The organism is Mycobacterium sp. (genome assembly GCF_049278535.1).
Taxonomy (GTDB): Bacteria; Actinomycetota; Actinomycetes; order Mycobacteriales; family Mycobacteriaceae; genus Mycobacterium.
In genome coordinates, this window is sequence record NZ_JBAPMI010000126.1 from 1 (window position 1) to 16519 (window position 16519).

Genomic DNA, 16519 nt, shown 5'->3' on the forward strand with positions numbered 1-16519 from the left:
TCGCCTCGCACCCGAACCTGGAGTCATACGACCTCTCGTCACTGCGGTTCATCATGTGGGGCGCAACGCCGGTCAGCACGAGCGTCGCCGAGACCGTGACCCGGCGTACCGGCGTCGGGTGGGTTCCCGCGTACGGGACCACCGAGCTACCGGTGATCGCCTGCAATCCGCTCGACGGCGCGCGGCTCGACTCCGTCGGCCGGCCGGTGCCGGGTGTGCAGGTCCGGGTGGCGTCGCTGCAGACCGGCGAGCCGGTCGGCCCTGGCGAGGTCGGCGAGATCCAGGCGCGAGCCGAGTCGTTGATGGCCGGCTACCTGCCATCGGAGGCGACGCGGGATGTCTTGTGCGACGGCTGGTATCAGACCGGCGACGTGGGCTATCTGGACACCGGCGGCTGGCTGCGGATCACCGACCGGTCCAAGGAGATGATCAAGGTGCGTGGCTTTCAGGTCGCGCCCGCCGAAATCGAGGCCGTGCTGCAGGGTCATCCCGCAGTCGAAGACTGTGCGGTGTTCGGCATCCCCGACGGGGCAGACGGGGAGTCGGTGGTCGCCGCGGTCGCTGCGCGTGTGCCGGTCGACGCCGCCGAGCTCACCGCGCGGGTCGGTGAGAGTCTGGCGTCCTACAAACGTCTGAGTCGTGTCGTGTTCGTGCCCGAAATACCTCGGCTGCCTTCGGGAAAGGTGCTGCGCCGAGTGCTGAAGGAGCGCTATGGATGTACGTCTGACAGCTGAGCAACAACAACTGCGTGACGCAGCCGCGAAACTCGCCGACGACCTCGGACCGGGATCAGTGCAAGATCTGGCCGACGACGGGCGAATCACCAAGCTCGACAAGCAGATCCAGCAGACTGGCTGGCGATCGTTACGGTCCGACGGCGCCTCCGGCGTCGAGGTGGCCATCGTCGCTGAGGAGTTCGGCCGCGGATTGGTCGACGCCCCGTTCCTCGGCCCGGTGCTGGCCGACGATTTGGCTCGGCAAGTCGGCCAGGACGGCTCGGGGTCGACCATCGCAGTGCGCGGCCAGGCGATCGACGTGCGGGGCTTCCGGAGCGCGTTGACGTTGGACGGTACGGCGGTGGCTGCGGTCGATGTGGGCGCGGCCCGCGATGCCGTTGACCTGACCAGAGCAGCGGCCGATGTCAGCGGAACAGCCACGGCCGTCGGTGATCTGGACTCCGACGCCGCGCAACGCTGGCTGGCACTGGCGCTGGCCGCCACGTCGGCCGATCTGGTCGGCACGGCCCGCGGTGCGCACACCCTGGCGTGTGACTACGCGAAAATCCGTGAGCAGTACGGCAAGTCGATCGGCTCGTATCAGGCCATCGCCCACCTGCTCGCCGAAAGCCTGGCCCTGATCGAGGGCTCGGTGAGTATCTTGCGGCACGCTGCCTGGGCGGTCGACGAGCTGGACCCGGTTGAGGCGATCCACGCCGGCCGGTTCGCCAAGGTCTACTGCGCGCGCGCCGCGCGGACCGTCTGCGAGACCGCGATCCAGGTACACGGCGGTATCGGCAACACCTGGGAGTGCCTGGCGCACGTATACCTGCGCCGCGCGCTCACCTCGGCTCAACTGTGGCCCGTCAAGCTGGAGGAGATCAACGTTGGACTTCCGTGACTCGGCCGACGAAGCCGCTTTCCGGGATCGACTCAGATCCTGGCTTTCTCTGCACGCCAAAGAATTTCCCAGCTCGGGTGACGAGTACTGGGCCCGCCAGGGCGAATGGCACCGTGCGCTGTACGAAGGCGGCTTCTTCGGGCTGTCTTGGCCGCGCGAGTACGGCGGACAGGAACTGCCCCCGGTCTATGACGTCATCCTCGACGAGGAGTTGGCGCGCGCCGCCGCCCCGCCGCGGCCCAGCCTGGGCTATCTGGTCTCGGGCCTGACCCGACATGGCAGCAAAGAGCTGTGCACTCGTTTCCTGCCCGGGATGATCAACGGCACCGAGCGGTGGTGCCAGGGCTTCAGTGAGCCGGGCTCGGGTTCGGATCTCGCGTCGCTGACCACCACCGCCACCCGCGACGGCGGCACCTACGTCATCCAGGGTCACAAGATCTGGACCAGCTACTCCGACGTCGCGGACTGGTGTCTGCTGCTGGCCCGTACCGACTCCGACGCCAAGCGGCACCGCGGCATATCGGCGTTCATCATCTCGATGAAACAGCCTGGTGTGCAGCAACGTCCACTGCAGATGATCAACGGCGTGACCACCGAATTCGGACAGGTATTCTTCGACGGCGCGACGGTGCCGGCCGAGCACATGGTCGGCGCCCCCGGCGAGGGATGGCCGCTTGCGATGACCGTGGTCGGCCACGAACGCGAGCCCTCCACACTGGGTTACGCGGCCCGCTACGGGAAACTGGTGCGAGAGTTGGCCGCCCGCACCGAGGGGCCGGCTTGCGAAGAACTCGCGTGGGCGGCGGTGCAGACCGAGATGCTGACCCATCACGTTCGGCGCCGGCTGTCCGAACAACTCGACGGCGTGACACACACGTCGGACGGATCGTTGGACAAGCTGCTGATGACCTGGGTCGAACAGTCGGTCGGTCACGCCGCGTTGGCGGTCTCCGGCATCGACGACCCGAACCTGTTGAGCGCCTACCTGTATAGCCGCGCGCAGAGCGTTATGGGAGGCACATCGCAGATCCAGAAGAACATCATCGCCTCACGAATTTTGGGATTGGGAGCCTGACGTGTACGACATGCCAACCGAAATCGACGTTGCGGCCGACGGTCCGCTGCGGATCATCACATTGAACCGGCCCGATTCGCTCAACTCGGTCAACGACGCTCTGCACCACGGGCTGGCGAAGCTATGGCAACGGATGAGCGACGATCCAAGCGCCCGTGCCGCGGTGATAACCGGTGCGGGACGCGCATTTTCGGCCGGTGGCGATTTCGGATACCTTGAGGAACTGGCCGGCGACGCCGCGCTGCGGGCCAAGACCATCGCCGACGGACGCGAGATCGTGCTGGGCATGGCGCGCTGCCGGATTCCGGTGGTCGCCGCGGTCAACGGGCCGGCCGTCGGGTTGGGTTGCAGCCTGGTCGCACTGAGCGACATCGTCTACATCGCCGAAGACGCCTATCTGGCCGACCCGCACGTTCAGGTGGGTTTGGTGGCCGCCGATGGCGGACCGCTGACCTGGCCACTGCACATCAGCTTGCTGCTGGCCAAGGAGTACGCGCTGACCGGAGCTCGCATTTCCGCCGCGCGGGCGGTCGAACTGGGACTGGCCAACCACGCTGTGGCCGATCCGGTCGGCGAGGCGCTGAAGGCCGCCAAGAAGATCCTCGAACTCCCGCAGCAGGCGGTGGAAAGCACCAAGCGCGTTCTCAATGTGCACCTTGAACGAGCGGTGCTGGCCACGATTGACTACGCGCTGTCCGCGGAGAACCAGTCCATGCAGACCGAGGACTTCCGTTCGATCGTCGCCAAGTTCAACGCTGCCAAGAACTGACCGGCGAGCCGCATCTGCCCCCGCGCGGGGATCGTCGACGGGCGGGCAACTCGGGCATCGCCCATTTCAAGTAATGCTGTGGCAGATGTGACCCGCCGCGTTATTTCGGCGGGAACCGCAGTGCGCCGTCCAAACGGATGACTTCGCCGTTGAGGTAATCGTTTTCGACGATGCTCTGCACGAAGGCACCGTATTCGGCGGACCGTCCCATCCGCTTCGGGAAGGGCACCTGTGGGCCCCAGTAGGCCTCGAGTTGGTCGCCCGCCTGGCCGTACGCCGGAGTCAGGAAAGTACCTGGAGCGATGGTGACGACGCGAATGCCGAGCGGCGACAGGTCGCGTGCTGCGACCAGTGTCATGCCGACGACGCCGCCCTTGGCCGCCGCGTAAGGGAGTTGCCCGATCTGGCCCTCGTAGGCGGCGATCGATGCGGTGTTGATGATGACGCCGCGGGCGCCCTCGTCGGCAGGCTCCTGGCGCGCGATAGCCGCAGCAGCCAGACGCAGCACGTTGAACACCCCGGTCAGGTACACATCGATGGTCGTCTTGAAGCCGTCCAGATCCAGCGGTGCGCCGTCTTTGCCGACCAGCCGTCCGCCGCTGGCCGGGCCGCCGTGCGCATCCACCGAGATACGCAGCGGGCCAAGCGATTCCGCTTCAGCCAACGCCGCGTTCACGTCCTCGGTGTTCGTCGCGTCAGCGCGGACGTAGCGGGCGTCGAGCTCGTCGGCCAGCGCCTTGCCCTTCTCGTCGGCCAGATCGGCGATGACCACCTTGGCTCCCGCGGAGTGCAGCCGGCGCACCGTGGCTTCGCCCAGCCCGCCCGCGCCGCCAACAACAATGGCCGAACTCCCGCTGATCTGCATCGCTATTTCCCTTCTTGCAACTCATACTCTCGTGCTGAGAGAATAATGTTCTCATATCGCCACGAGCGCCTTGGGCTCATGTATGCCGAATTGGAGATAAGCCGTGAACAACGACGTTCTGGTCATCATCGGAGTGGGCGGGATGGGGGTATCGGTCGCCCGCCGCGTAGGGGCCGGCCGGACCATCGTGCTGGCTGACATCAACGTCGCGGGCCTGAGCGCCGCGGCGGCCGCGCTCACCGAGGACGGCCATCATGTGCTGATCCAGGAGGTCGACGTCACGTCTCGCAGTTCGGTCGCCGCGGTGGCCGAGACGGCCCGGGCGGCCGGGCGGGTCACGGCGTTGGTTCACACCGCGGGTCTGTCGCCACAACAGGCGTCGACACATGCGGTGCTGGCGGTCGACTTGTTGGGTGTTGCGCTGAGCATCGACGAGTTCGGCCGCGTGATCGAGTCCGGCGGCGCCGGCGTGGTCATCGCCAGCATGGCGGGCCACATGCAGCCCGCGCTGGACCCAGCGGTCGAGCGGCAGTTGGCCAGCGTACCCGCTGAGGAGCTGCTCGGACTCCAGGCCTGCTCGACCATCACCAGTAGCCAGATGGCGTATCCATTTGCCAAGCGGGCCAATCAAATCCGGGTGGCGGCCGCTGCGAAAAGCTGGGGTGAACGCCGTGCCCGGATCAACTCCATCAGCCCCGGTGTCATCTCGACGGCGATGGGACGACTGGAGCTTGGCAGCGAATCCGGCGCGTTGATGAGGGCGATGGTCGACAACTCGGGCCTTCGGCGGATGGGGACACCCGAGGACATCGCGGCGGCCACCGAGTTCCTGCTCGGGCCGTCGGCGGCGTTCGTCACCGGTACCGATCTGCTGGTCGACGGCGGTGTGGTCGCCGCGATCACCACCGGGACAATCGATCTGGCCAAAGCGCTCGCCGAGCGTTGATCTCTGGTGTTGCATGAATCCATGACGCGCACCGCCGACGAGCTGGTCACCGAATTCTGCAAACTGTGGTCGTCGCCCGATCCCGAAGTCTTGGCCGGGTATTTCACCGAGGACGCCGTCTACCACAACATCCCGATGGACCCCGTGCAGGGCCGTGACGCGATTCAGCAATTCATCGCTGGGTTCACCGCGGCCTTCGGCGGCATCGACTTCAACGTCCATCGGCAGGTCAGCGACGGCACGGTCGTGATGAACGAACGCACCGACGTGATGCACCGCGAGGACGGCGGCGAGATAGCGCTTCCGGTGATGGGTGTCTTCGAAATTCGCGACGACCGCATTGCGGTATGGCGCGACTACTTCGACATGGCTGCGATCACCAAGGCGTTCAGCTAGTCGACCGACTTTCCGGTGGCCGCGGCGTAGCCGGCCCGGTAACCGAAAACCATTGCCGGGCCGATGGTCCCGCCGGCGCCACCGTAGGCGCGTCCGGTCACCCCGCCCATCGCGTTGCCGGACGCGAACAGGCCTCCGATGGGCTCGCCACTGACATGCATGACGCGCCCGTCGCGGTCGGTGCGGGGTCCGCCCTTGGTGCCCATCGCGCCCACCGACACCGGAACAGCGTAGAACGGTGCCGTATCGACGGGGCCCAACGTCTTGCCGGCCAGTGTCGTTGCGTGTTCGTCACCCCAGTAGCCGTCGTAAGCGCTTGAGCCACGCCCGAAGTCGGGATCGGCGCCCTCGCCCACGTTGTGGTTCCAGGCCTCGATGGCGCGGGTGAGACCCTCGAGGGCGATCCCGGTCTTGGCGGCCAGTTCGTTGAGATCCGCCGATTCGCAGAACCAGTCCGGTACCGGGCCGTCGGGGTCGACGCCCAAGAACCCGTAGCGCTTGAGGTGTTGGGAATCGAACACGATCCAGGCTGGGTCGTTGACATAGCCCTCACGCGGGTCGAGATAGTGAAAGGCGCCGGCCATCGAGTTGTAGTCGCAGGCCTCGTTGACGAATCGCCGGCCGAGTCGGTTGACGATGATGCTGCGCGGCCGAGTTCGCTCCAGCCGCACGCTGCGGCTGCGCTGATGTCCGTCGATCATGTCGCCAGGAATCTGCACGATCGGCACCCACCACGCCTCGCCCATGTTGGCCAGATCGGCGCCGTGGGCCATCACCATCCGCAGCCCGTCGCCGGTGTTGTTGGGCGGTGAGACTGCGCCGTGCATCGGTCCGCGCAGAAAAGCGTTGACCAGAGCGGGATCCCATTCGAATCCACCGGTGCCCAGGATGACTCCCTGACGGGCGTGCACGGCCAGCTGCCGACCGTCGGTGTCGATCCGGACGCCGACTATCCGGCCGTCGTCGGCGATCAGTTCCTCGGCCCGGGCGTTGGTCTGCGGGGCGACGCCGGCGTCGAGCAGCCCTTTGAGCAGTCCGGCGATCAGCGCCGTGCCGGCCACACACAGGTCAGCATTCGGGTCGCCCCCGGCGTACAGGCGGGCCCGGGTCTCGGCGTCGAATCCGACATTCGACCAGTCCTGCGGGAACGACGTGATCCGGTCACGCCACTCGCCGAGTCGGTTCAGGTCGAACGGCGCCGCACTCAGTGAGCGGCCACCGCCGGGCTGGCCGCCGGGCAGCTCCGGCTTGTAATCCGGAAAGCCGGTGGCGATCTCGAAACGCAGGCTGCTGTGCGCCTCGATGAAATCGAGCATCGCCGGGCCAGTCCGCACGAACGTGCCGACGAGCGCGTCGTCCATCGATCCGAGTGATTGCGCACGCAAATAACTGAGCGCGTCGTCGACTGTCAGCTCGCCTTCGGGGGAGCGGTTATGCGCAGGGATCCAGACCACGCCGCCCGAAACCGCAGTGGTGCCACCGACAGTCGAGGCCTTCTCGTAGACCGCCACTGAAGCGCCGTTGGCGACGGCCGTCAGCGCGGCTGCCAAAGCAGCTCCACCGCTGCCAAGCACGACGACGTCGACTTCGTGGTCCCAAGCCGGCATAAACTCTTCCCTTCCTGCCCCGGTCAGCTGAGGATCGCCGATAATTCCTTGGCCGCCTTGACAACTGCGTCCTTGCCGCGCATCACCACGTCTTCGCGGTTCGAGATCAGGTTGATGCAGGCCGGCGGTGACGGTAGATCGCGGTGCACCGGAACCGCCAAACCATAAGTGTTCGGTTCGATCTCACCGTGGGTGATCACCCACCCCTGCTCTCGGGCGCTGACAACCAGATCGCGCTCGTCCGGGCGTGGGGGCAGGCTGGCCAGCAGCGCGATACCCGCGGCGCCCCGATCGAGCGGATAGCGGCTGCCCTCGTGAAAGGCCAGTTGATAGGGGACTTGGGTGGGGACGATCACCGCAATGGCCACCTGCTCATCGCCCTCGGCCACCAGCAACGACACCGTGGTGCCCAGATCGTCGGCCAGAGCGCGCAGGATCGGCACACTCAGCTGCCGGACATTGCGGTCGAATGACGCACCGAGAAGCGCCAGCCCCGCCGCCGGGCGGTATCGGCCGTCCTCACCCTTGGCGACGAACCGGAACTGGGCCAGCGTCGCAAGCAGTCGATAGGCGATCGTCCGATGCACGCCGACGCCGTCGGCGACCTGCTGCACGGTCATCCCGGCGGGAGCGTCCGCCACCAGCTGCAGCGCGTTCAGTCCGCGGGCCAGCGTTTGCGAACCGGGTGCCGTGGTCGTCGGGACCTTGGCCACGTCAGCAGACCGGGCCTAGGCAGGCCCACCCGAGGCGGACCGTGCTTGACAGCCGGCCGACAGAGAGCGATCCTCTATATATAGTGCACATTGATGTGCGATTTTAGCACATACTGTTGGCGGGAAACGAGAACAAAATTTCCGCCGGAATATGCCAGAGAGGAACAGGTGGCCGAGCACGAAAGCGTGTGGAGTGATCTGCAGGGTGTGCCGTTCGCGCAGGGCTACCTGGACGCCGGCGGCGTGCGAACGCGCTACCTGCACGCCGGCGACCAGGACAAGCCGCCGCTGATACTGCTGCACGGTTCGGGTGGTCACGCCGAGGCATATGTCCGCAACCTCGAGGCGCACGCCGAGCACTTCTCGAGCTGGTCGATCGACATGCTGGGTCACGGCTACACCGATAAACCCGGTCATCCCTTGGAGATTCGCCACTACGTCGACCACCTGTTGGCCTTTATGGACGCCATCGGCGTCCAGCGCGCCCACCTATCCGGTGAATCTCTCGGCGGCTGGGTGGTTTCCCGCGCCGCCGCCGACCATCCCGGCAAAGTCGACCGACTGGTGCTCAACACCGCCGGTGGCTCGCAAGCCGACCCCGAGGTGATGAAGCGGATTATCACGCTGTCGATGGCGGCCGCCGAAAACCCGACCTGGGAAACCGTGCAGGCGCGGATCAAGTGGCTGATGGCCGACAAGTCCAAGGACTACGACGACCTCGTCGCCAGCCGGCAGCGGGTGTATCGCCAGCCGGGCTTCGTCTCCGCGATGCGCGACATTATGGCGCTGCAGGACCCGGACATCCGGGCACGTAACCTGTTGGGCACCAACGACTACGGATCGATCACCGCGCCCACCCTGGTGCTGTGGACGAGCGACGACCCGACCGCCGACGTGACCGAAGGCCGCCGCATCGCGTCGATGATCCCCGGCGCCCGTTTCGAGGTGATGTCCGGCTGTGGCCACTGGCCGCAGTATGAGGACACCAAGACTTTCGACCGCCTGCACATCGACTTCCTACTGGGGCGTTGAGGGTGGACAGCGACCAAGAGGTGGATGTCGACGTTGTCGTCGTCGGAGCGGGTCCGGTTGGCCTGACCCTCGCCAATATCCTTGGCCTGCAGGGCGTCAGCACTTTGGTGGTCGAAGAACGCGACACACTGATCGACTACCCCCGCGGGGTCGGACTGGACGACGAGTCGCTGCGCACCTTCCAGGCGATCGGCCTTGTCGAACACGTTCTGCCGCACACCGTGCCCAACCAGATCCTGCGATTCTTCGACGCTAAACGCCGCATACTTGCCGAAATGGCCCCGCCCGATGCGCGTTTCGGCTGGCCCAAGCGCAACGGTTTCGTCCAGCCGCTGGTCGATGCCGAGTTGCTGCGCGGGCTGGAGCGATTCGAGCATGTCGGTGTTCAGTGGGGACGCCCGATGACGTCGTACACCGAGACCACCGACGCGGTCACGGTAGAGCTCGGCGGCGAGGTCGGACCGACAACGGTGCGGACCCGCTACGTGGTCGGCTGTGACGGCGGCCGAAGCGTCACTCGCCGGCTGATGGGGGTGTCGTTTGACGGCACTACCTCGCCGACCCGCTGGCTGGTCGTCGACATCGCCAACGATCCGCTCGGGCATCCCAACAGCGAAGTCGGCGCCGATCCGGCACGCCCCTATGCATCGATCTCGATCGCCCACGGAATTCGACGGTTCGAGTTCATGATTCACGCCGACGAGACCGACGAACAGGCCGAAGATCCGGCTTTCCTCACCCGGATGCTGTCGTCGATGGTGCCGCACCCCGACCGGGTCGACGTGATTCGCCACCGGATCTACACCCACCACTCGCGCATCGCAGGCGCCTTCCGCCGAGGCCGGCTGCTGCTCGCCGGCGACGCGGCCCACCTGATGCCGGTGTGGCAGGGCCAGGGCTACAACAGCGGTATACGCGACGCGACGAATCTGGGCTGGAAGCTTGCGGCGGTGGTAAACGGCTACGCCGAGGACGCGTTGCTCGACAGCTACGACGTCGAACGCCGCAAGCATGCCCGGGAGATGATCGACCTGTCGACGATGGTGGGTCGCGTCATCTCGCCGACCAACCGGCGGGTCGCTGCGGCCAGGGATCTGTTGGTGCGGTCGGCGTCAATTATCCCGTCGCTCAAGCGATATGTGCTTGAGATGCGGTTCAAGCCGATGCCGCGATACGAGCAGGGCGCCGTCGTGCACCCCGAGCCCCGCCGGGATGACTCGCCCGTCGGAACGTTGTTCGTCCAGCCCCGTGTGGATACCCGAGAGCGGCAGAACCTTCTGCTCGACGATGTCATGGGTAACGGGTTCGCGGTCATGTGCTGGAACAACAACCCGCGGGAAATACTGGGCGTTAAAGCATTTGCGGATTGGCAGGCGCTGGGTGCCACGCTTGTCGCGGCCCGGCCGCTGACCCAGCTGCACTGGGATGCCGATGACGAACCCGATGTGGTCGTCGTGGGCGACCGGGCGGGCCAGCTCAAATCCTGGTTCGACGCTCACCAAGAGTCCGTGTTGTTCCTGCGTCCGGATCGCTGCATCGCGGGCGCTTGTATCGCTCAGCTTGCCCCCGAGATGAGTGCCTCACTTTTCGACGTCCTCACCTTGACACCGGGAGGCGGTGATTTTCAAAGTGCCCATAGCCCTGTGCTGCATGTCCCACAGCCCACTGCTCGATCTGCCCGGGCCGTCGCAGGACCTCCTTAACGACATTGACAGCGCCCTCACGCAGGCAAGGGATTTCGTGGCCGACTTCAACCCGGAGATCGTCGCTATCTTTGCCCCCGACCACTACAACGGTTTCTTCTACCGGACAATGCCGCCGTTCTGCATCGGCACCCACGCCCAGGGTGTCGGCGACTACGGCACCTACAAGGGTCCGCTCGATGTACCCGAAGCCAGCGCGGTCGCCTGTGCGAAAGCAGTGCTGTCGGCAGGTGTCGACGTCGCGATCTCGGCGAGCATGGATGTCGACCATGGCACCGTGCAACCGCTGGAAAAGCTGTTGGGCAACGCTAGGGCGCGCCCGGTGATACCGATCTTCATCAACTCGGTCGCCACCCCACTGGGTCCGCTGCATCGCTGCCGCACGCTGGGCACGGCGGTTGGCAGCTTTCTGGCGACCTTGAACAAGCGAGTGCTGGTGCTGGGATCCGGGGGTCTGTCGCATGATCCGCCGGTTCCGACACTGGCGACCGCCACGCCGCAGGTCGTGGAGCGGATCGTGCACGGCCGGCCGATGACTCCGGAACAGCGGTCGGCACGACAGACGGCGGTGATGGAGGCGGCCAGGAGCTTCGCCGGCGGCGAGAGCCCGCTGCGACCGTTGAATCCCGAGTTCGACCAGAAATTCCTCGAGATTGTCGACGGTGGCCATCTCGACGAATTGGACAAGTGGTCGAATGCCTTCATCGCCAGCGAGGGCGGGAACTCTGCGCACGAAATCCGCACCTGGGTAGCGGCTTTCGCCGCGCTGGCGGCCGCCGGTCCGTATGAGACCGGTGTCCGCTACTACCGCCCGGTTCCCGAGTTGATCGCCGGCTTCGCGGTCAGGACGGCGGTGCCCGCGGCATGACGCACGAAGTCGACGTATTGGTCATCGGTTCCGGAGGCGGCGGAATGACGGCGGCATTGGCCGCTCAGGGCTCCGGGTGCAAGACGCTGGTGATCGAAAAGTCCAGCCACTTCGGTGGTTCCACCGCGCTGTCCGGCGGCGGCATCTGGGTGCCGGGCGCGCCCGCGCAGCGTCGGGCCGGCTACACGCCGGCGCCCGACGACGTTGTCGACTACCTGCGGCGCATCACCGACGGTTTGGTCAGCGAAGCACGAATTCGGCAGTACGTCGATTCGGCGCCGGAGATGATGGAGTTCCTCGAGAAGCTCAGCCCGTGGTTCGAGTTCGTCTGGAAGCCCGGCTATGCCGACTACTACCCGGAACTGCCCGGCGGTTCCGAACTCGGCAGCACGATCAATGTCCCTCCCATTGATCTGCGCACGCTTGCCGACGAGGAGCAGCACCTGCTCGCACCGTTGGCGCTGGCACCACGCGGAATCTGGCTGGGGCCCAAAGAGCTTCGGTCGTTTTACCAGGTGCGTCAGTCCTGGGCCGGCAAGGGTGTCTTGGTGAAGCTGGTATGGCGGATGGTCAGGGCTCACGTCTTCGGCGACCGGATGGCGGCAATCGGCCAGTCGCTGGCCGCGCGAATGCGGCTGGCCATGAAGGACCGCGGCATCCCGCTGTGGCTGGATACACCCATGACGCAACTGATCACCGACGACGACGGATCGGTGACCGGCGCAATTGTGCTGAAAGACGGTGTACCGCAGAGGATCAGCGCCAAGCGAGGTGTGATCATGGCGACCGGTGGGTTCGATCACGACATGGCGTGGCGCAAAGAGCACCAGCCGGTCGTAGATCAGGACTGGAGCTTCGGCAACCCGGCGGCCACCGGCGACGGTATCCGGGCCGGCCAGCAGATCGGCGCGGCTGCCGACATGCTCGACGAAGCGTGGTGGTTTCCGGCGATCCAATGGCCCGATGGCCGAATGCAGTTCATGCTCAACGAGCGCATGATGCCATCGCAGTTCATCGTCAACGGCGACGGAAAGCGGTTCATCAACGAGGCGGCGCCGTACATGGACTTCGGCCACGCGATGATCGAGGGTCAGAAATCGGGGGTCACCCACATTCCGTGCTGGCTCATCACCGATCACCGATCGTTCCTGCGATACGTGGTCGCAGGACATCTGCCGATCCCGAAGATCCCCTTCGCCCCGGTGCCCACCGGACGAAAGGTCCCCAAAGCCTGGCTGGAGTCCGGGGTGGTCAAGGCGGCGAAAACCTGGGATGAGCTCGCGACCAAGATCGGGGTACCGGCCGCCCAACTTCACACCACCGCAGCACGTTTCAACGAATTGGCGCGCGGGGGCCACGACGACGATTTCAACCGAGGTGACAGCGTTTACGACAACTACTACGGAGACCCGAGCCTGCCCAACCCCAACCTGCATCCGCTGGGTAAGCCGCCTTACTACGCATTCCGGATGGTTCTCGGCGATCTGGGCACCTCGGGCGGTCTGCGCACCGATGAATACGCGCGAGTGCTGCGCGCCGACGACACCGTCGTGCGCGGCCTGTACGCCGTGGGCAACACCACGGCAGCGGTCATGGGCCGCAGCTACGCCGGGGCCGGCGCAACCATCGGTCCCGCCATGACCTTCGGCTACGTCGCGGCCAAACACCTCGTCAGCCAAAGCTCAACGCAATCAAGTGTTCCGGGAGGTACCAGTTGAAAATCTCACTGTTCTACGAATTCGCTCTGCCCCGTCCGTGGTCGGACGACGACGAGCACATCCTGCTCAAGGACTGCCTGGATGAAGTCGAGGCCGCCGACAAGGCCGGCTTCTCCACGGTCTGGCTGACCGAGCACCATTTCCTGGAGGAGTACTGTCACTCCACCGCACCGGAGATGTTTCTGGCCGGAGCGAGCCAGCGGACCAAGGACATCCGGCTGGGGTTCGGCATCATGCATCTGCCACCGGCGGTCAATCACCCGGCTCGGGTCGCCGAGCGGATCGCCACCTTGGACCTGATCTCCGATGGCCGAGTGGAGTTCGGCACCGGCGAATCCTCCTCGATCGGTGAACTCGGCGGCTTCAACATCGACCCCGCCGACAAGCGCGCGCAATGGGAAGAAGCGCTGGAGGTGTCGATCCGCTGCATGATCGAAGAACCCTTCAGTGGGTTCAAGGGTGAGCACATCGAGATGCCGGCCCGTAATGTCGTCCCTAAGCCGCTGCAGAAGCCGCACCCGCCGGTGTGGGTCGCCTGCACCCGGCCCGCCTCGGTCCAGATGGCCGCCCAGAAATGTATCGGTGCACTGAGTTTCGCCTACACCGGCCCAGGTCCCCTGACCGAACGAGTCAACGGCTACTACAAGGAGCTCGAGGAGAGCGGTGTGCCGATCACGCCCGCGATCAACCCGAACATCCTTGCCATCGGGGGTGACTTGTCGATGATGGTGGCCAAGACCGACGAGCAGGCCGTACAGCTGCTCGGGATGGGCGGCGGCTTTTTCTCTTTCGGGATCATGCACTACTACATGACTGGTGTTCACACCCCGGGGCGTACCGGCGTGTGGAAGCGCTATCTCGAAGAATGCGAGAAGGATCCGACGCTGGCCTACGGACCGGGCCGGGGCGCGATCGGTTCGCCGGCCACCGTCCGCGAGTTCCTGCGGGGCTACGAGGAGAGCGGCGTGGACGAGATCATCTTGCTGCTCAACCCACGGAGCCACGAAGGCACCATGGAGTCCATCGAGCTGATGGGCAAAGAGGTGTTGCCGGAATTCATCGAACGCGACGAGAAAGCTGTCAAAGAGAAGGCGAAGCGGCTCGCGCCAGTAGTCGAAAAGATCGAGTCGCGTCGACCCGAGCCGTCCGCGCCCAAATTCGACGAGAGCTACTCGTTCGGCGGGCTGCCCACTGGCCGCGGCGGAAAGTTCACCGCGAGTGAGATTCCCGAGGCGATGGCGGAGATCAACGAGGGGCGCGTGCAGGCAGCCCAGCGTCTCAAAGACGAGAAGAAGTAGGCGTTGGGACAGATCGACGAGCTATGGCGGTATGACGGCCGCCGTGCCGTGGTCACCGGGTGCGCCTCGGGCATCGGGGCGCATGTCGTTCGGCAGCTCACCGAACTCGGCGCCCACGTTGTCGGGTTAGACAAACAGCCGCCGTGTGGCGACATCGCGGAGTTTCACCCCGTGGACCTGACCGACCCGGCATCGATCGATCGCGCCGTGGACTCGGTGGGTGCACAGGTCGATGCGCTCTTCAACATCGCCGGCGTCTCGTCCGGAATCGGCGATCCGTTGCTGGTGCTCACGATCAACTTCCTCGGGCTACGGCACGCTACCGAAGCCCTGTTGGGGAAGATGCCGGCCGGCTCGTCTGTCGTGAGCGTCTCTTCGCTTGCCGCGAAGGCGTATCGGGAGCATCAGCAGGTCGTCGGTGGCCTACTGAATACCCAGTCGATGTCCGACGGCATCGCCTGGTGTCGCCGCCATCCCGACGCCCTGGCCGACGGGGGCTATCGGTTGTCCAAAGAAGCGATCATCCTGTACACCATGAGCAAGACCACCGTGCTCGGCGCCCGGGGTATTCGGATCAACTGCACCGGGCCCGGTGTCACCGAGACGCCGATCCTCGACCAGCTGCGCGATGCGTATGGCCAGGACTATCTCGACGACATCCCCAAACCGCTGGGCCGAGTCTCCGATCCCGATGAACAGGCAGCGGTTTTGGTATTCCTGAATAGCCAAGCTGCCAGCTATATTTCGGGCCAGATACTGTGGGTCGACGGTGGCAACATCGGCGCCGCGACCGCGCACGAACTCGAAGAAGGGCGAGCAATGTGGCCAGCCTGACCGACTTCCGGCGAGTCGCCGGCGAGGTCTCCAATTGGGGACGCTGGGGAGACAGCGACGAACTTGGGACGCTGAACTTCATCACCCCGGACAAGGTCGCCGAAGCGGCAGCTCTGGTCAAGCACGGCAAAGTCTTTCCGCTGGGCGTGGACTTCGGGTCGTCGGGCCCGCAGGGATCATTCAAGTTCCGGCACAACCCGATTCACCTGATGACGGTGGACGGTGGTGATGCGCACTCGCTGCCCCAATTCGGGCCAGGCTGGACCGCCAATCCCGGTGCGCGCGAGATGGGAAAGTACTTCCAGGACGATCTGTTTCGCTTCAACGACGACATGATCATCATGCCGCTGCAGGCCGCCACCCAGTGGGATGCACTTTCGCATGTCTACTACGAAGAAAAGCTCTACAACGGCTTTCCAGCCGACTCGGTGACCAGTTTCGGCGCGCTGCACTGCGGCATCGACAAGGTCGATGGCAAGGGCATCACCTCGCGCGGAGTGCTGCTCGATGTCGTTCGTCATCGCGGTGTGGAGACTTTCCTCGAACTCGGCAACCCGATCACCCCGACTGAGCTGGACGACGTAGCCCGGGCACAAGGCGTCACGGTCCGGCGCGGCGATATCGTGCTGATCAGAACTGGCTGGTGGACAAGGTTCTTGGAGACCGGCAACGGTGGCGAGCCTGGCTCGGGAATGGACTGGCAGTGCGCGTCCTGGCTGCACGATCACGACATCGCGGCGGTGGCCGCCGACAACCTGATGGTCGAAGACCCGATCTCCGGTGTCAAAGGGACATTCATGCCGATGCACATGCTGTGCCTGCGCGACATGGGGTTGATGCTCGGCGAGTACTGGGATCTCAACGCGTTGGCGGCAGACTGCGCCGCCGACGGAGTGTACGACTTCCAGCTCATCGCGCCTCCGCTGAGAGTCGTTGGCGCAGTGGGGTCTCCGGTGAATCCCATCGCGATCAAGTAGGAGCGCGCGATGGAGATTCAAACCAGAACCGCGGTGATCGATGGCCTGCGCACCAACTACCTGGAGGCCGGCGACGGCGACCCGGTGATACTGCTGCATGG

The 16519-nt window shown here is 65.4% G+C and carries 16 protein-coding genes; 13 read left to right on the top strand and 3 right to left on the bottom strand.

Annotated features, from left to right (window positions below):
* The 4 genes from WAO18_RS07945 to WAO18_RS07960 all read left to right on the top strand — a co-directional run.
* A partial coding sequence (locus WAO18_RS07945; protein WP_422205312.1) for a class I adenylate-forming enzyme family protein occupies nt 1-734 on the top strand: 734 nt, incomplete at its 5' end.
* On the top strand, nt 712-1617 hold the full coding sequence (locus WAO18_RS07950) for an acyl-CoA dehydrogenase family protein (protein WP_422205314.1): 906 nt from the start codon (nt 712-714) through the stop codon (nt 1615-1617). The genes WAO18_RS07945 and WAO18_RS07950, both read left to right, overlap by 23 nt.
* Nucleotides 1604-2692, top strand: a complete 1089-nt coding sequence (locus tag WAO18_RS07955) for an acyl-CoA dehydrogenase family protein (protein WP_422205315.1) — start codon at nt 1604-1606, stop codon at nt 2690-2692. The genes WAO18_RS07950 and WAO18_RS07955 overlap by 14 nt, the downstream gene beginning before the upstream one ends.
* Before the next feature lies 1 nt (nt 2693).
* Nucleotides 2694-3461 carry an enoyl-CoA hydratase/isomerase family protein gene (locus WAO18_RS07960; RefSeq protein ID WP_422205317.1) on the top strand — a complete coding sequence of 256 codons (768 nt, stop codon included), beginning with the start codon at nt 2694-2696 and terminating at the stop codon, nt 3459-3461.
* Nucleotides 3462-3561: 100 nt separating this feature from the next.
* Here WAO18_RS07960 and WAO18_RS07965 read toward each other — a convergent pair whose 3' ends face one another.
* The gene (locus WAO18_RS07965; RefSeq protein ID WP_422205319.1) at nt 3562-4326 is read right to left on the bottom strand and encodes an SDR family NAD(P)-dependent oxidoreductase; all 765 of its coding nucleotides are present in this window, start codon (nt 4324-4326) and stop codon (nt 3562-3564) included.
* Nucleotides 4327-4429: 103 nt separating this feature from the next.
* On the opposite strand from WAO18_RS07965, the gene WAO18_RS07970 reads away from it, so the two are divergent.
* Nucleotides 4430-5272 (top strand): SDR family oxidoreductase, encoded by an 843-nt coding sequence (locus WAO18_RS07970; RefSeq protein ID WP_422205320.1) that lies wholly within the window; start codon nt 4430-4432, stop codon nt 5270-5272.
* Between the two features lie 21 nt (nt 5273-5293).
* Nucleotides 5294-5668, top strand: a complete 375-nt coding sequence (locus WAO18_RS07975; protein ID WP_422205322.1) for a nuclear transport factor 2 family protein — start codon at nt 5294-5296, stop codon at nt 5666-5668.
* Here WAO18_RS07975 and WAO18_RS07980 read toward each other — a convergent pair.
* The gene (locus WAO18_RS07980; protein ID WP_422205324.1) at nt 5665-7275 is read right to left on the bottom strand and encodes an FAD-dependent oxidoreductase; all 1611 of its coding nucleotides are present in this window, start codon (nt 7273-7275) and stop codon (nt 5665-5667) included. The two genes, WAO18_RS07975 and WAO18_RS07980, sit on opposite strands and share 4 nt — an antisense overlap.
* A gap of 23 nt (nt 7276-7298) precedes the next feature.
* Nucleotides 7299-7988 carry an IclR family transcriptional regulator gene (locus WAO18_RS07985; protein ID WP_422205326.1) on the bottom strand — a complete coding sequence of 230 codons (690 nt, stop codon included), beginning with the start codon at nt 7986-7988 and terminating at the stop codon, nt 7299-7301.
* 168 nt (nt 7989-8156) lie between these two features.
* On the opposite strand from WAO18_RS07985, the gene WAO18_RS07990 reads away from it, so the two are divergent.
* The 7 genes from WAO18_RS07990 to WAO18_RS08020 are packed head-to-tail and all read left to right on the top strand — an operon-like array spanning nt 8157 to nt 16418.
* A complete protein-coding gene (locus tag WAO18_RS07990) occupies nt 8157-9020 on the top strand; it encodes an alpha/beta fold hydrolase (RefSeq protein WP_422205328.1) in 864 nt (287 codons plus the stop codon).
* A complete protein-coding gene (locus tag WAO18_RS07995) occupies nt 9017-10723 on the top strand; it encodes a bifunctional 3-(3-hydroxy-phenyl)propionate/3-hydroxycinnamic acid hydroxylase (protein WP_422205330.1) in 1707 nt (568 codons plus the stop codon). The genes WAO18_RS07990 and WAO18_RS07995 overlap by 4 nt, the downstream gene beginning before the upstream one ends.
* Nucleotides 10671-11591 (top strand): 3-carboxyethylcatechol 2,3-dioxygenase, encoded by a 921-nt coding sequence (locus WAO18_RS08000; protein WP_422205332.1) that lies wholly within the window; start codon nt 10671-10673, stop codon nt 11589-11591. Before WAO18_RS07995 ends, WAO18_RS08000 begins: the two co-directional genes overlap by 53 nt.
* Complete coding sequence (locus tag WAO18_RS08005; RefSeq protein ID WP_422205334.1) at nt 11588-13309, top strand: FAD-binding protein; 1722 nt, start codon at nt 11588-11590, stop codon at nt 13307-13309. Before WAO18_RS08000 ends, WAO18_RS08005 begins: the two co-directional genes overlap by 4 nt.
* Nucleotides 13306-14607, top strand: coding sequence for an LLM class flavin-dependent oxidoreductase (locus tag WAO18_RS08010; RefSeq protein WP_422205336.1), 1302 nt, complete (start codon nt 13306-13308; stop codon nt 14605-14607). Before WAO18_RS08005 ends, WAO18_RS08010 begins: the two co-directional genes overlap by 4 nt.
* 3 nt (nt 14608-14610) lie before the next feature.
* Nucleotides 14611-15441, top strand: coding sequence for a coniferyl-alcohol dehydrogenase (locus WAO18_RS08015; RefSeq protein ID WP_422205338.1), 831 nt, complete (start codon nt 14611-14613; stop codon nt 15439-15441).
* The gene (locus WAO18_RS08020; protein WP_422205340.1) at nt 15429-16418 is read left to right on the top strand and encodes a cyclase family protein; all 990 of its coding nucleotides are present in this window, start codon (nt 15429-15431) and stop codon (nt 16416-16418) included. The genes WAO18_RS08015 and WAO18_RS08020 overlap by 13 nt, the downstream gene beginning before the upstream one ends.
* Nucleotides 16419-16519: the final 101 nt, after the last annotated feature.

What these genes read in the sequence shown, in the direction of transcription:
- WAO18_RS07950 (WP_422205314.1), top strand. Translation starts at nt 712, where the DNA reads ATGGATGTACGTCTGACAGCTGAGCAACAACAACTGCGTGACGCAGCC.
- WAO18_RS07965 (WP_422205319.1), bottom strand. Translation starts at nt 4,326, where the DNA reads ATGCAGATCAGCGGGAGTTCGGCCATTGTTGTTGGCGGCGCGGGCGGG.
- WAO18_RS07975 (WP_422205322.1), top strand. Translation starts at nt 5,294, where the DNA reads ATGACGCGCACCGCCGACGAGCTGGTCACCGAATTCTGCAAACTGTGG.
- WAO18_RS07980 (WP_422205324.1), bottom strand. Translation starts at nt 7,275, where the DNA reads ATGCCGGCTTGGGACCACGAAGTCGACGTCGTCGTGCTTGGCAGCGGT.
- WAO18_RS08000 (WP_422205332.1), top strand. Translation starts at nt 10,671, where the DNA reads ATGTCCCACAGCCCACTGCTCGATCTGCCCGGGCCGTCGCAGGACCTC.
- WAO18_RS08005 (WP_422205334.1), top strand. Translation starts at nt 11,588, where the DNA reads ATGACGCACGAAGTCGACGTATTGGTCATCGGTTCCGGAGGCGGCGGA.